The organism is Cytobacillus sp. Hm23 (assembly GCF_051842895.1).
Taxonomy (GTDB): domain Bacteria; phylum Bacillota; class Bacilli; order Bacillales; family SM2101; genus Nanhaiella.
In genome coordinates, this window is record NZ_JBPXRQ010000001.1 from 266,683 (window position 1) to 282,404 (window position 15,722).

A 15,722-nucleotide genomic window follows, 5' to 3' on the forward strand; every position below is an offset into this window, starting at 1 on the left:
ATTTTATAATAGTAAAAAAATGGCGTATGGCTCAAGAGTATACTGTGAAGCCAAAACGCTTTAGTTGAATACAGAAAAGCTAGTTATCCAATTAAGAGATAACTAGCTTTTTAGTCTTATATACATGTATTATTTCATCTAATAAAATTTAATAATTGAGAATATTGTTAAGAATAAAATCCACCGTTCACATTTAACACTTGACCATTTACATAATTCGATAATGGAGATGCTAGATAGAAGATACTTTGCGCAGCTTCTAAAGCTGTTCCTGCTCTTTGTTGAGGGATAGACATTTGAATCATCTGCCTCATATTTTCTGGAATACCAATTGCAACACCATTAACAGATTCACCCTTTTCTTTTGGTTGTGTTAGCCTCGTTTCAACCATACCAAATGCTACTGCATTACAATTCACATGAAAAGGTGCCCATTCTCGTGCAACTGTTTTCGTTAAGCCGATTAAACCAGCTTTGGCAGATGAATAATTCGCTTGCCCCACATTGCCCATCACTCCAGCTACTGATGTGACATTAACTATCTTCCGATAATGATCAACCCCTTTTGCCACGTCATCTTTATGAGCATTTCTTAAATATGGTGTTGCTTCACGGATAAGTCGAAATGGTGCAAATAAATGAATATCGATCATGGCTTGAAATTGTTCATCTGTCATTTTATGAATCATCCCATCCCATGTGTATCCAGCATTGTTTACCAAAATGTCCAGCTTGCCATAAGCTTGAATCGTTTCATCCATAATCTGTTTTGGAAACTCTGAAGAAGTGACATCACCATTAACCGAAATAGCATCTCCACCTTTTTCTTTAATTGCACTAACTACTTCTTCGGCAGGTTCTTGATCTTTATCAGACACAACAACACGAGCTCCATGTTCAGCCATCAATTCAGCTACTTGCTTTCCAACTCCTCGTCCAGATCCTGTAATAATTGCAACTTGATTTTCTAGCATTTTCATTTCCTTATCTCCCTTCCTTGTCTCTATTTTCTTTTAGGATGTTTCTGCTTTAATTTTTGCTTTTTGCATTAAGAAATTATCGTGACATCTTTACTCATTTTACATGAAGTCAATTGCAAAAAAATTATTTGTTTCTGTTTCAAATTACACTCAATAGTAGCAAAGGCAACGAAAAGAGTCTTTGCTTTATAAGCTGTTCAAAAAGGCATAAAAAGACCTTAAAGAATATGGATGGATAATTCCGAGTACCTCATTATTTTTTAAAAATACAATACTAGAAAGTGTCAAATCCGGCCAACGTAGTTATTCTACATTAAATTTCCTCAGATTTTTTAAACATTTTTACTGTTTCTAATTTTTCACAACTTCAAAGTCACCTTTAAGCTTTAATTCCTCATTTTCATTTTGTACCAATATTCTTCCACACAATATGGTATCTCCATCTTCGTTTTTTTCTTCTACAATTTTTCCAGATATTGATAGCTTCTCTCCTGGGAAAGTCATTTTGGAAAATCTCACTTTAAATTTCCGTAAATCTTTTCTTGGAAACCATTGTGTAAGCGCATCACCAGCCATTCCCATAACAAGCATACCGTGTGCTATAACATCTGGTAAACCTACACTTTTTGCAATTGGTACGACTGTGTGAATCGGATTAAAGTCACCAGACGCTCCAGCATACTTCACAATTTGTGTATGAGAAATATTGTCTTTCTCTATCACTTGAAGATCCTTCATAAATTGAACCCTCTCCCTCAATAACCATTTTCGTTTTACGTCATATTAGATACTAGACCAACGGTGAACTTACATTAACCTACTCAAGTAGATCAGGGTAAAAAATGGCTTATTAATGCCGTTCTATAATAACCGATTTTCCAATTAATACTGTTTCTTTATCAGCGTTCGAATATGTTGTCTCAACCGTAATAAAATTCATATTTCTCTTTGTAGTAGCATGAACAACTCGACTTTCTGCATTTATTACATCCCCCACATAAATCATGCCAACATACTCATATGATTGTTCACCGTGTAACACTTTCAAAGGGTCTAACTCAAGTGTATTTACTAATGAATCAAAGTCAGCACCACCCCACATATCAATAACTGTTGAAAATGTTGGAGGAACTGGAATTTTAACATAACCCTGCTTTCTTGCTTCCTCAATTGAATAATAAATCGGATTATTATCCCCAATTGCTAAAACAAATTCTTTCACTTTACCTAGTTCAACAGGAAATGTGTATGGGTCAAACTTCATTCCAACTTTTGTAGATATGTCTTTTAGCAAAAATCATCACTCCTTTATCATTTACTCGTAAACTTGTAATTTTGTTAACTACAAGATTGTGAAATTTTATTTAACTTGGAATATACAAAAGTATGCTTTTACGAAGCTTTATACATCGTTACTACAACAGCACCACCTAATCCAAGATTATGTTGTAAAGCAATATTAGCACCTTCAACTTGTCTAATGTCTGCTTGACCCCTTAGTTGCCATACAAGCTCTGTACATTGCGCAAGACCAGTTGCACCAAGTGGATGCCCCTTTGACATTAATCCTCCAGAAGGGTTAATAACATATTTCCCACCATATGTGTTATCCTCATCATTAATGAACTTTTCAGCTTCACCTTCTTGACAAAGCCCCAAGCCTTCGTAAGTAAGTATTTCATTTGGTGTAAAGCAATCATGCAATTCTACTACGTGGACATCCTCTGGTCCAATTCCTGCTTGTTCATATAATTGTTTAGCTGCACGCTTTGTCATGTCGGCTCCAACTAAATTGATTGGGTCTTGAAAGGTTGAAATTGTATCTGTTGCCATCGTTTGTGACACGATTTCGACAGCATTACCAATTCCTTTTTTCCTCGCATAATTCTCAGTACAAACAATGACAGCGGCTGCACCACAAGATGGTGGACAAGCACATAATCTTGTTAAATGTTCTGGATAAACGACTGGGGAGTTTAATACTTCATCAACTGTTAGTTTGGTATCAAAAATAGAATAAGGATTATTTACAGCGTGACTTCTTGTCTTTACAGCTACCTTGGCAAATATATCTGGGTTAGCACCGTATCTACGCAAGTATTCGTTTCCAGCCTCACCAAAAATGCGCAAAGTTATCGGGAACCCTTTAGTTTGTGGAGTAAATTCATCTAATTTATCTTGAAACAGTTCAAGCGGTGATGTACGGTCATTCCATACAGATTGTAATGCACCAGGTTTCATTTCTTCAAAACCGAATGCAAGTACACACTCAGCTGATCCTGACTCAACAGCTTGACGGGCTAAGAAAAGCGCTGTAGATCCACTTGAACAATTGTTATTCACATTTACAACTGGAATACCAGTCATTCCTACTTTATAGATTGCAGCTTGACCAGAAGTGCTTTCCCCATAAACATAACTTGCAAAAGCTTGCTGAACTTCGTCAATGCCTATTCCTGCATCTTTTAATGCCCCACTAATCGCTTTTGAAGCCATATCCTCATACGGATCATTTTTACCTGGTTTAGCGAACTTCACCATATCAGCACCAATTATTCTTGCTTTACTCATAATACCAGAGCCTCCTATGTTTTCCTGTTATTGTTTATTTTATCTGATTATTCCTGCCTTCTTATAAGAGCTTATTTGACTTTCATTCAAACCTAATTCCTGTAAAATTTCTTCAGTATGATATCCTAACTGGCTACCTATATGACTGTATGATGGTTGAAATGAAGAAAACTTAATAGGACAAGCAAGTTGCTTTTGACTTCCCCCTTCATCCTTAGGTACGTCAGTTATCATATTACGCGCTTTTATTTGTGGATGATGAACCGCTTCAGAAAAATGAAGAACAGGCTCTATACAAGCATCGAATTTATTAAATATTGATATCCACTCTTCGTAGGTCTTCAATCGGAATTTATCTTTCAATTTGTCTTTAAACAATTCAATATCACCTTTATTCATGCTTAAGCTAAGAGAGAACAATTCCTCAGCTCCGACAGCTTTACAAAGTTGCTTTCTAAAGTTCGGTTCAAGGCTTCCAACAGAAAAGTAACGCCCGTCTTTAGTCTCATAGTAATCGTAGAAAGTTCCACCATTTAGCATTAATGCTTCTCGTTCTGGCTCTACTTCACTTGCTAGGTACCCAGCACCAGAAATCCCATTCAAAGCAAACGCTGCATCTGTCATGCTTACATCAATTGACTGTCCTTGATCTGTTAATTGTCGGTGATATGCTGCAGCTATTATAGCAATAACAGTATGATGGGATCCTCCTGCTACGTCTGCTATTTGAATCCCATAAGGGGTTGGAACGGACCCCTTTCTAGATGAATAGCTTGTAACTCCTGATATAGACAAATAGTTATTATCGTGTCCTGCTCTATCACGATACGGCCCTGTTTGCCCGTACCCTGTTAATGAGCAATATATTAACTTGGGGTTTATTTGTTTTAGCTCATTATAGCCAAGGCCCAACCTATCCATGACACCTGGTCGAAATTGTTCTAACACAATATCGTATTTATGAATTAATTTTTTTACTATACCTATTGATTCTTCTCTCTTTAAGTCTAGAGCAATAGCACGCTTTGAACGATTCAAGTATTGGTGTGCTACTGAATCTTCCCCATCGATAGGTGGTGTCATGCGTAACAAATCTGGCCTTGATGGAGATTCAACTCTTAAAATATTTGCACCTAAATCTGCTAAAAACATCGTCGCATATGGTCCTGGTAGCAGTCCAGAAAAATCAAGAATATTTAGCGAAGATAAAAGAGGCATAGAATTCACCGCTCTTTCACTTCATTAAATTGTTCCCGAAGTTTATATTTCATTATTTTCCCTGAAGCATTACGAGGTAATTGATCAACAAATAATATCTTTCTCGGCACTTTATATCCTGCTAGATGTTGGCGAAGAAAACTTATTAATTCTTCTTCATCACCTTTTTGTTTGTGTAAAACGACGACAGCGGTTACAATTTCTCCCCAAGTTGTATCAGGAATACCAATAACTGCGGCTTCCATAACATCTGGGTGTTGGTATAAACAATTTTCTACTTCAATTGAATAAACATTTTCACCGCCTGATATAATCATATCTTTCTTACGATCTACTAGTTTAATAAACCCATGCTCATCCTTCACTGCTAAATCTCCAGTGAATAACCAGCCTTCACGTAATGCTTCTTGAGTTTCCTTTTCCTTTCGGTAATATTCTTTCATAATCGTTTCACCACGAAGGATAAATTCACCTACTTCACCGGGCACTACGTCCTGACCTTGTTCGTTGACAACCCTTGCTTCAGTTAACAATGTTGGATCCTTCCCTGAAGCACCCAAATTCTTTTTGTGATCTTCCGGTGTTAGAAAAATTCCAGCCGGCCCTCCTTCAGACAGTCCACATAAATTATAAAATTGATCAGTTTGAAATAATTCCATACTTTTTGTTACGAGTTCTGGTGCCATAGGAGCTGCACCGTATGAGCACTTTTTAATAGAACTCAAATTGTACTCCTTTGCATTTGGTACTTGCAATAAAAAGTTATACATCGTTGGTACACCAAAATATTGCGTAATGTCATATTTCTCAATTGCTTTCAGTACTTCTACAGGATTAAATTCTTTATGAATGACATGTGATGCTCCTACACTAATACCAGGAATGAGATATAAACCTAATTGAGCACTATGAAAAAGAGGTGCAACATGCAATAATTTTTCAAATGATGCTAAACCAGTCGTTCCAATTGATGCTATGACAAGGTTTAATACTCGTTTATGATCAAATAAAGCACCTTTTGGGTATCCAGTCGTTCCAGACGTATATAAAATATGCAAATCATCCTCTTCTTTAACTTCAACTTCAGGTTCTCCAATGTTTTCAGATAATACCTCCTTGATTGAAAGATGTTCAGCTCTGTTTGGACTAGCTACTGCTATTACTTGCCTTATTGAATGAACGTCTTGTTTCGCTTCATAAATAATATCATCAAATTCTTGATCATATAGCACTACAACACTATCTGATTGTTCCAAAATATAATTTAATTCACGTGCCATGAGCCGGAAATTAAGCGGGACGACTACAGCACCAATTTTAGCCACAGCAAAAATGCTAATTACAAAATAATCCGAATTTTTAAGTAATAAAGCGACTTTGTCACCCTTTTTCACTCCAAGGTTTAGAAGACCGTGCGCAAGTTGATTTACAACTTGGTTTAGCTGATTGTACGTATACTCTTTGTCCTCAAATGTCACAGCCCATTTTTCTGGATGCCTTCTTGCATTGATCGCGAGACAACTCCCAATATTCAAATTGATCCCCCCCTATATTATTTTACGTGACAAATATTGTGTACAATTTCTCTGAGAACAACTATTACACGAACTGTAAGTCCTATTAGTATTACAACCTTTTAATGTAAGGTTAAAAACAGCGCTAAAAATTCATTCATATAACATAAGATTTAAAGAATTAGTTCATTAGTCAAGAATTTTTTAGTAGACTTTGTTGCTAATGAGAATAATTTAGAACAGTAATTATTAATTTTTTGGCAATTGACCTCAATTTAAATGAGAAAAGATAGTATTTACATCATAGTACAAAAACAACAATCAATGTGAAAACAGTATAAGTCAAAATACACAATAAGCTAATTTACATAAAGTGTGGTTTCTAAAAAATAACAAAGCTTAAGTAGTTTTAGCTCCCTCCTTGTTTACTCTCATGAATAATACTCTTCCGTAATATAAGCAAGTTCTATGCCAAATAGTTAAAAATACAATTTTCTCATTACTATATAGTTATTTAGTAACTATATTAGGTATACACATTAATACTCATTTACATATTCGGATAATAATGATCATTAAATCTAGGTATTAACAATACTGTTGTATATTATTAATACAATTGTTTAGATTGACTGTCTTAAATTAAGACAAAAACACCATTTACATAAGTTGATATTTTTCAAGTTTTTTATATAGTAGAGAGCGACTTATGCCCAGCATTTTTGCAGCTTTTGTTTTATTACCTTCTACTTTTTCCATCATTTCTTTAATAACTCTCATTTCTGCCTCATTCAATAATGCTTGTTTGTTCATGGAATTTTCTATGCCAGTAGAATGTATCTTTACTTTATTTAGTAAGTAATCAGGTAAATCATGAACTTCAATCTTCCCATGCTCCGCAAAAACCATACCTCTTTCTATTACATTGCGAAGTTCACGTATATTTCCAGGCCAATCGTATGACAACATTACCTTTTTGGCATAATCATCGATCCCTGTTATACTCGTGCCATTTATTTGATTTAGTTCATCTATAAAAGCATCACTTAAAATTAGTATATCTTCCTGCCGCTTCCTTAAGGGAGGTACTTCAAATGAAATGACGTTAAGTCGATAATATAAGTCTTCTCTAAATTCACCACTTTCTACCATGTTTTCTAAGGGCCGGTTTGTCGCTGCAATAATTCTCACATTTACTTGAATCCTGTCATTTCCTCCAACCCTATAAAACTCTTTTTCTTGTAATACCCTTAATAGCTTCGCTTGAAGCTGCAAAGACATATCACCGACTTCATCCAAAAACAGCGTACCCTCATTTGCATGATCGAATTTTCCGTATTTCCCCTTTTGTTTAGCACCAGTAAAAGCCCCAGCTTCATAGCCAAAAAATTCAGATTCCAGTAAATGTTCAGGTATCGCAGCACAATTCACTGTAACAAAAGGACCATTACTAGTCATACTGACACTATGAATAGCATGAGCAAAAAGTTCCTTCCCTGTCCCACTTTCTCCTCGAACTAAAATAGTGGATTTCCCCTTAGCAGCCTTCCTTACACTTCTTATTAATTTTTCCATATTAGCACTTCTTGTAATGATGTGATCAAATGAATACCTAGATGTTTCAGTTACATGATTACTTATACTAGGTGATTTATTTTCTTGGTCGATTTTTCTAAATTGTTCTTGGACTTCATTTAGTTGACGAAAACTGATTTTACCAATTGCTCCAATAATCATGTCGTCTTGATAAATAGGAATACGATGAAGCATGTATTTAATACCCTTGATCTTCATAACTTTACTTACAGTAGCAACACCTGTCTTCATAACCTCTTGCAAATTGAAATGAGGAATAATTTGATCAACATGTTGATTTTTTATAAAATGTGAGTCCAACTCAAATAAATCACATAACATCGAATTGAAGAAAATAATTTTTGCTTCCTCATTTATCATTAAGATTCCGTCATAGGCATTATCAATTGCTGTTTCTACTAATCTTTTAAGTTTCTTTACAGTCTCTAATTCTTGAGCTATTTGTTCAATTTCAGTTACATTTTGAAATAAAGCGATGTATCCTTTTTTTCCATTAACTAAGTTATATGTCGAAACTCTCACAATCGTGTGGTGATGATTGAATGTCATCCTTTTTGGTAAGTCTCTTTCCATGTCATTTAAATAATGTTTTGGCAGATAATTTGTGACATCTTCAAGAAGTACATCTTGTTCATTAAGTTCAAAAATGGAACAAAGTTGTTCATTTACATATAAAATACTTCCGTTCTCATCAGTCATGCATGCACCTAACTGAGATGTTTCTAATATCTTTTCTAATTGATTCGTTAAATATTGTGACGATTGTAAAAATGTCACTACTAAATCTGTTTTCGTTACGAGACCGACTACTATACTACTCTCATCTATTACAACTGCAGTACCTACTTTGCTTTCAAGAGTAAGTGGATATAATTTTTCGTACGGTGTATTAGTCGGCAGCACATATACTTCTTTGCGAATATAATCTCCTATTTTGGTAGAGAGATTAGTATGATTTAATAATTGTTTATATAGGATGCTCCTCGTAAAAACACCAACTAATTTCTGATTTTTATCACATACAGGAATCGTATTCCATTTGAGCCTTCTCATTATATCGATTGCTTCAGAAATTGAACTATGCTCATAAAGGAACTCATCTACTCTTGTCATAATATCTGTTACGCTTAACATCCATTCACCTTCTTACTAAATTAATAGCAAAACCTGTTGTTACGTTTTTCGATAAGTATTGGCAATTTTCCTCTAATCACATACTTCAATTGTATACATTTTGTTACTAGTAATTACAATTTATCAATAGAGTTTAATAAATATATTTATCACTTTATTTAATAATTAAAGAATTTTAGCGTAAAAAGAAGATTTTTGTTAGATTTTCAGCTATTAGCAATGAAATTCATAGTTTATAGAAAATTCTAAATTATATAATATATTAATTATAAAACTAAAGGAGGTTCTTATAATGAAAAAAGCCTTGAGATCATTATTTCTTACAATGATTGTTATACTTCTAGTTATCCCCATTGTAAAAACTAGCAATATTAGTGCTGCAAACGACAATTCAAATTGGATGGAGCAAGTTAGTATGGTAAACCCTGAGTTTGGGGAACGAACATTACGTGAAGTTATTTTACCAGGTACACATGATTCTGGGACAGCCACTATGGATGATGCGAATGATCCAAGAGATCCGGGTCCAGACTTTTGGGACCTAAAGAATTTGTTACAAAACGGAGCTGCACAAGCAGGAAAGTCTATCGTTGCTGATTGGTCACAAACACAAGGGTTGACTATTGAGCAACAATTAAATGAAGGGGTTCGTTATTTTGATTTGCGTGTAGCACCAAATGTATGGCAACCGGTATTTGATGACTATCAAATACAAGAAACTAACTTACGAACTCTTCATGGCTTATACGGTGAATCTGTAGATGAAATACTAGCTGCCTCTAAAAGGTTTATAGAAAATAATGAAAAAGAAATCATAATCTTAGACTTCCAGCACTTTTACGAAATGACCCAAAAAAGCTACGACTACTTAAATAGCCTACTCATAAATACGTTCGGAGAATTATTAATCCCTTCATCATATGGGGTTCATGTACCTTTAGAACAACTTTGGGATGAAAATAAGCGTGTCATTGTTTTATACGGCAGTGATCATCAGCGTTATACCAATACATTAGATATAAGGTCTCTATATGATGATGAATTTAACAATTGGTTGTGGGATCGAAAATCTAGTATGCAATCGGATTGGGCAAATACAACCGATGTAGAAGTCCTTAAAGAAAAGCTTAATGAAAGTATAGAGTCAGCAAGCCAAAACAAGTTTTTTGTACTTCAAGGAGTGTTAACGGCAGATGAAGATGTTATTGTTGATGCGGTTCTCGGTGGTTTTGATCCATTTTCAGCAACAGGAGTTGATTCGTTACATGATCTAGTACGGCTAGCTAACAATGAAATTCCTACCTTAGTACAAAATGAATGGTCTAGTAAGCCATTAAACATCATCATGTTGGATTGGTTTCACGAAACAGACATCGTAGATATTATTAAAAGCATGAACGAAGGAAGCACTTTTGATGGACCTGATAAAGAAGATCTAACACTCATTGCGACAATTTCTTCTGAAGGTGGACCACAACCTGGCCAAAAACATCGTTCTAGTAACAATTTCAGTACAGCTAATTTACCAGCTGGGACACAAAAATTGTATTGGGAAATCGTCGATACTTCTAATGCTGCTAAAATTAGCTATAGTGTAAAAGAAGATGTTTCTATCTGGACTGACCCAATCATTTTTAACTCATTAAAAAATGGTTCATATACTGAGGTAATCAAAAATGATTCTTTATATATTGCTGACCCATTAAGTACATCAGGACAGTCATTTACTGTTAATATATATGCTGTTAATTGAACTACTCACAACTTAGCTTCAATTGAAGTGGGAGATTCCTGAGAACACTAGCGTAGCCGCAAGTTATTTAGCAGGCTCTACGGGTAGTCCCTACCCTGAAAGCAAAGCTTGTACGTTTACTCACACGCTCCCTACTTTAGCTTGGTTTTCGCAACTTCGGAGAGCATGGGCGATGGAACGTTGAAGATTTTACGTTGCAGACGAATTCCTACAACAACCTCATATCTTCAGTTTTCAAAGAGCAATCTGTACAAGTATATTCTCCCAATAGTTTTGGCTGACGCCAACCGACATTCATCTCACACCTACTCATTGGGCTTCGCCCTTCTCATTCCTTGAGGTGAGAGTCTTCTGCCGGAAAAAGATAAAACAATTCCCAAAGTTTTCAAGTGAAGAATAGATTCTAGACTTAAAATATGCATTTCACCTAAGACAACTACACAAGCTGAACAATTTCGCTTGCATAAGATAAACTAATCCACTTGTAAATCCGGCCTCCCTACTTAAACAAACACCTCACCTGTGATAGTAGGGAGGTTACATACGTGTACATGAGTAAAGATTGAATGTTGAAGCATATAGTTATTATTATTGAATGATAAGCATAACTTCTTTATGTATACCCATAGTCACTCCCTTTCATATAGTAAACTTTAAGTTGGAAATTCGAACATTAACATTTCATTCTACTTTCCACTAAAGCTTTATTCATACGCTTTGTTATTCCAACAAAATCACACCTAGATAAATTGTTGACTTCTGCTGATTTTTTAATTAGAGGAAGCATCCCTAGAGAACACTACTCTTTTCGCTTTTTAATAAGGCTATTTTTGTAAACTCTGTTGCTTTTTTCACTTACATTTGAGTAATTGAGTAGTCTTTAGTTAAGAAAAAATGTTACGAACGTAAGTTATACTCATGGGTTAGCTCTTTATTATGTAAAACAACAATTAATGCAAAAACAGCCTTAACAACAATTTAAACAAAGCTGTTATAGATGATTTAATCGTAAGATGCGTTAATTATTTTATAATTAGGCTATTTTCGTAGTCTCAGTTGCTGTTGAGTTGTTGAGTGGTTTGATATGTTAGTCATCGCTGTACAGAAGAAAAGATGCCACGAATGCTAGGTATATACAAGCTTATACCTTAGAATGATAAGCATCAATCAATGCAAAAACAGCCTACAAATCAAAATAGAGAGGTTCTTTGGACCTCCCTATATGAAATGACAAGTTTTTTATTTACACAATTGCACACACACCGACTAATACGATAATGAGTAGAATAAATAATACAACGATCAACGCAAACCCTGATCCAAAGGCTCCTCCTACTCCAGGGCCGTAACCGTATCCAGGGTAGCCAGCACCTGCTACACCACCATAACCACACATAATATCACCTCCCCATTCTTATCTATATATTTCTATGAAAGATTAGTGTATTTTGTTTGTACGAATGGACATGATGAAAACGTACAATTTTTTGGGTACATTATAAAATATGGAATAATACGAAAAAATTCATCTATACTCATGCTGTTACACCTATAAATATTTTCAAAAACGTAATCATTACTATTTGCAAATCGTAACGATTACGATATAATACATATGTAGTTTGAAAGAAAGGAAGAACTTATATATGTCTTTACTCAATCGTGTATACGTAATAGCAATAATGATTATGCTTGTATTAGTAGGGTGTAGTAACCAGAATAGCAATACCGTAACAACAAGCCCAACAAATGAGGAAACCTTACAAATTTATACAACTCTTTATCCATTGGAGGATTTCACAAAGAAAATAGGACAAGAACATGTTGAGGTAGTATCAGTCATTCCTGCTGGAGCTGACGCACATACATTTGAACCTACCCCTAAAAAAATGATCGAAATTGCCAATGCAAATCTATTCATTTATAGCAGTAATCAACTAGAAAATTATGTAGATAGCATGAAAGATGCGTTAGAAAAAGAGAATGTTCAATTTGTGGCAACCGCTGACAAATTGATGAATGAGGAACAAAATCATTCCGAAGAAGAGGCAAATCATTCTGAAGAAGAGAAGTTGGAAGAAAATGAGCATGAAGATAGTGATCATGACCAACATGACGATGATCTTAATCCACATGTTTGGCTAGACCCGACATTAGCGATTGAACTGGCCGAGGAAATAAAAGATGCCTTAGCTGCCTTAAAACCTGAGGCAAAGGATGATTTCGAAAACAACTTTCTATTATTAAAAGAAAAGTTAACAAAACTCGACAATCAGTTCCAGACAACAATAGAACAAGCAGAACGCAGAGAAATACTTGTATCTCACGCTGCATATAGTTATTGGGAATCTAGGTATGGCATCAATCAAATAGCTGTTGCAGGAATTTCTTCAACTAATGAGCCTTCACAAAAACAATTGGCTGAAATTATTGAAACTGCTAACGAACATCAAATAAAATATATTTTATTAGAACAAAATGTAAAACCAAAAGTGACAGATGTTATTAAAAATGAGCTTAATGCAACACCTTTGCAAATTCATAACTTGTCAGTCTTAACTGATAACGACATTACAAATGGTGAAGATTATTTTAGCCTGATGGAAAAAAATCTCGAAACTCTTAAAATAGCCTTGAACTAAATTAACAATAACAACCGTTTATCCCGTATCATAGTATTGTGGTACGGGATAGTTGTGATATAATCATATTTTATATAAAAGGTGTTTGAATAACCAACTAATAAAGATTATTCTCACTGTTGTGCCATTTTCGTACTGTGGCATAAACAACGCATTCAACGATAGCTCATTGTTTAAAACGATAAGGCTCTTTTTTTGTTTTCGCTAAAATTTGAGTAACTGATGTGCATTATATGAATTTTATATTCTTTAGAGAAGTAAAATGCCTTAAACTTAGTTATATTGTGGTTTACTCTTATTACAAATTTCAAGGCGCTTTTCGTGATCTATGGTTCTACAGTTCTAAAATAAAAGATGAATGTTGCAAAACTCAACAGTCATCATTTTATAGAAGAGAGATGTAGAAGCAACACGCAAACAGCCATCGATAAAGATCTTATAAAATCGAATTTTGTTGTTCTAATATGTCCTATGCGTCACAAAGAATAACAACCACTATGTTTATCAAAGTAAAGATACAATTTGTTCGTAATTGCATGTTGGTTTTAATAATTATTTTATCTATTTACATCTGTATAAATGTTCATCCCACTATTTGAGGAGATTACAAATGAAAGAAACTAACACAAGATCTGAAAAGCTAAAACAGTTTACTTCCATCTTAATTCCAATTCTAATTACTCAGCTAGGCATGTTTTCGATGAATTTTTTTGACACAATTATGTCTGGTCATGCGGGAAAAAATGACTTGGCTGGTGTTGCAATAGGTTCAAGCTTATGGGTACCAATATTTACAGGATTAGCAGGAATTCTTATGGCACTAACGCCAATAGTTTCACAATATGTAGGTGCTGATGAGAAAAGAAAAGTCTCTTTTTCTGTTATTCAAGCAGTATATTTATCATTGGTCATCGCCCTAGTAGTTTTCATTATCGGTTTCTTCTTATTAGAACCGATTATAAATGCTATGGATCTAGATAACCAAGTAAGTAATATTGCTTTTGACTATTTAAAAGCATTGTCGTTCGGTTTAATCCCTTTGTTTTTTTACAACGTTTTACGTTTCTTTATTGATGGTCTTGGCCAAACTCGAACAACAATGATCATTACACTTATTTCACTCCCTATCAATGTTCTATTAAACTATTTACTGATTTTTGGGAAATTTGGTTTTCCAAAGTTAGGCGGAGTAGGAGCTGGCTATGCCTCAGCTATTACTTATTGGTGTATCTTAATTATTACAATTTTTATTATTAAAAAAGTACAACCATTTGCTAAATTTCAACTCTTTTCTAAATTTGAAAGACTGTCATTCACAGCTTGGAAAGAACAAATTAAAATCGGTGTACCCATTGGATTTGCGATCTTTTTTGAGACGAGTATATTTGCTGCCGTCACTTTGCTAATGAGTCAATTTAATACCGACACAATTGCGGCTCATCAAGCAGCACTAAATTTTTCATCATTTTTATATATGCTACCTTTAAGTATTTCAATGGCACTAACTATCTCGGTAGGATTTGAAGTAGGCGCGAACAGATATAAAGACGCTATTCAATATAGCTACTTAGGAATTAGCATTGCAGTAATATTAGCTATTGGGTGTGCTGTAGGTTTATTTATATTTAGAGATACTGTTGCAGGCCTCTATTCAACTGATCCAACGGTCTTGTCATTAACGAAGCAGTTCTTATTCTTTGCTATTTTTTTCCAGTTATCAGATGCAATCGGAAGTCCTATTCAAGGAGCTCTCAGGGGCTATAAAGATGTAAATGTAACTTTTATGTTGGCATTTGTGTCTTATTGGATTATTGGTCTTCCACTAGGATATATACTTGCTAACTATACATCATTTGGTGCATTTGGCTATTGGATTGGCTTAATATCAGGGCTAGCGGTTGGAGCAATATGTTTATTTACACGCTTATTTTATATTCAACGACATAAGTTTGTCTCTGATCAAATGGAATTATTGCAAGGAAGAAATTAATTATTTAGCTGTCCCCCTTCTCTAAGTTTAAGAAGGGGGATTGTTTTCCAATACAATTTTAATGAATATACATACAGTCCTCTAAAATACACTCCACTTTTATTTTCTGATTTTTGTATTTTAATTATATAACCCTCTATAATCTTGTTTTTATGTAATTCCGCAATAGTAAATCATTGATGTAAAATACCTTATGAACAGGTTCAATTTTTGTTATAAACGATAATGTAAATTGTTGAACTTTGTTCTTCATTTGTTGGTGTAACAATGATAAAACAGTAGTTTGCCCCAATAGTTATGGAGAAAATAAAAATTGTTATTGAT

General features: G+C 34.4%; 11 protein-coding genes. 3 read left to right on the plus strand and 8 right to left on the minus strand.

Annotation, left to right across the window (positions count from 1 at the left end; translation table 11 throughout):
- Nucleotides 1-167 precede the first annotated feature (167 nt).
- The 7 genes from ACSVDA_RS01180 to ACSVDA_RS01210 all read right to left on the minus strand — a co-directional run bounded on the left by ACSVDA_RS01180 (nt 168) and on the right by ACSVDA_RS01210 (nt 9,013).
- Nucleotides 168-980 (minus strand): SDR family NAD(P)-dependent oxidoreductase, encoded by an 813-nt coding sequence (locus ACSVDA_RS01180; RefSeq protein WP_485880141.1) that lies wholly within the window; start codon nt 978-980, stop codon nt 168-170.
- Nucleotides 981-1,331: 351 nt separating this feature from the next.
- The gene (locus ACSVDA_RS01185; RefSeq protein WP_485880142.1) at nt 1,332-1,718 is read right to left on the minus strand and encodes a MaoC/PaaZ C-terminal domain-containing protein; all 387 of its coding nucleotides are present in this window, start codon (nt 1,716-1,718) and stop codon (nt 1,332-1,334) included.
- Between the two features lie 112 nt (nt 1,719-1,830).
- The gene (locus ACSVDA_RS01190) at nt 1,831-2,274 is read right to left on the minus strand and encodes an FAS1-like dehydratase domain-containing protein (RefSeq protein WP_485880144.1); all 444 of its coding nucleotides are present in this window, start codon (nt 2,272-2,274) and stop codon (nt 1,831-1,833) included.
- Nucleotides 2,275-2,372: 98 nt separating this feature from the next.
- A complete protein-coding gene (locus ACSVDA_RS01195) occupies nt 2,373-3,551 on the minus strand; it encodes a lipid-transfer protein (protein WP_485880146.1) in 1,179 nt (392 codons plus the stop codon).
- A gap of 39 nt (nt 3,552-3,590) precedes the next feature.
- Complete coding sequence (locus ACSVDA_RS01200; RefSeq protein ID WP_485880148.1) at nt 3,591-4,769, minus strand: CaiB/BaiF CoA transferase family protein; 1,179 nt, start codon at nt 4,767-4,769, stop codon at nt 3,591-3,593.
- Nucleotides 4,770-4,774: 5 nt separating this feature from the next.
- On the minus strand, nt 4,775-6,304 hold the full coding sequence (locus ACSVDA_RS01205) for a class I adenylate-forming enzyme family protein (RefSeq protein WP_485880149.1): 1,530 nt from the start codon (nt 6,302-6,304) through the stop codon (nt 4,775-4,777).
- 639 nt (nt 6,305-6,943) lie between these two features.
- Nucleotides 6,944-9,013, minus strand: coding sequence for a sigma 54-interacting transcriptional regulator (locus ACSVDA_RS01210; RefSeq protein WP_485880151.1), 2,070 nt, complete (start codon nt 9,011-9,013; stop codon nt 6,944-6,946).
- A 292-nt stretch (nt 9,014-9,305) separates the two neighbouring features.
- Here ACSVDA_RS01210 and ACSVDA_RS01215 point away from each other — a divergent pair, with 292 nt between their 5' ends.
- Nucleotides 9,306-10,766, plus strand: a complete 1,461-nt coding sequence (locus tag ACSVDA_RS01215) for a phosphatidylinositol-specific phospholipase C domain-containing protein (RefSeq protein ID WP_485880153.1) — start codon at nt 9,306-9,308, stop codon at nt 10,764-10,766.
- Nucleotides 10,767-12,009: 1,243 nt separating this feature from the next.
- Here ACSVDA_RS01215 and ACSVDA_RS01220 read toward each other — a convergent pair.
- Nucleotides 12,010-12,162: a YjcZ family sporulation protein gene (locus tag ACSVDA_RS01220; RefSeq protein ID WP_214481847.1), complete on the minus strand. Its 153-nt coding sequence runs from the start codon at nt 12,160-12,162 to the stop codon at nt 12,010-12,012.
- A 250-nt stretch (nt 12,163-12,412) separates the two neighbouring features.
- Here ACSVDA_RS01220 and ACSVDA_RS01225 point away from each other — a divergent pair, with 250 nt between their 5' ends.
- Nucleotides 12,413-13,408 carry a metal ABC transporter solute-binding protein, Zn/Mn family gene (locus tag ACSVDA_RS01225; protein WP_485880156.1) on the plus strand — a complete coding sequence of 332 codons (996 nt, stop codon included), beginning with the start codon at nt 12,413-12,415 and terminating at the stop codon, nt 13,406-13,408.
- A 610-nt stretch (nt 13,409-14,018) separates the two neighbouring features.
- A complete protein-coding gene (locus ACSVDA_RS01230) occupies nt 14,019-15,398 on the plus strand; it encodes an MATE family efflux transporter (protein ID WP_485880158.1) in 1,380 nt (459 codons plus the stop codon).
- Nucleotides 15,399-15,722: the final 324 nt, after the last annotated feature.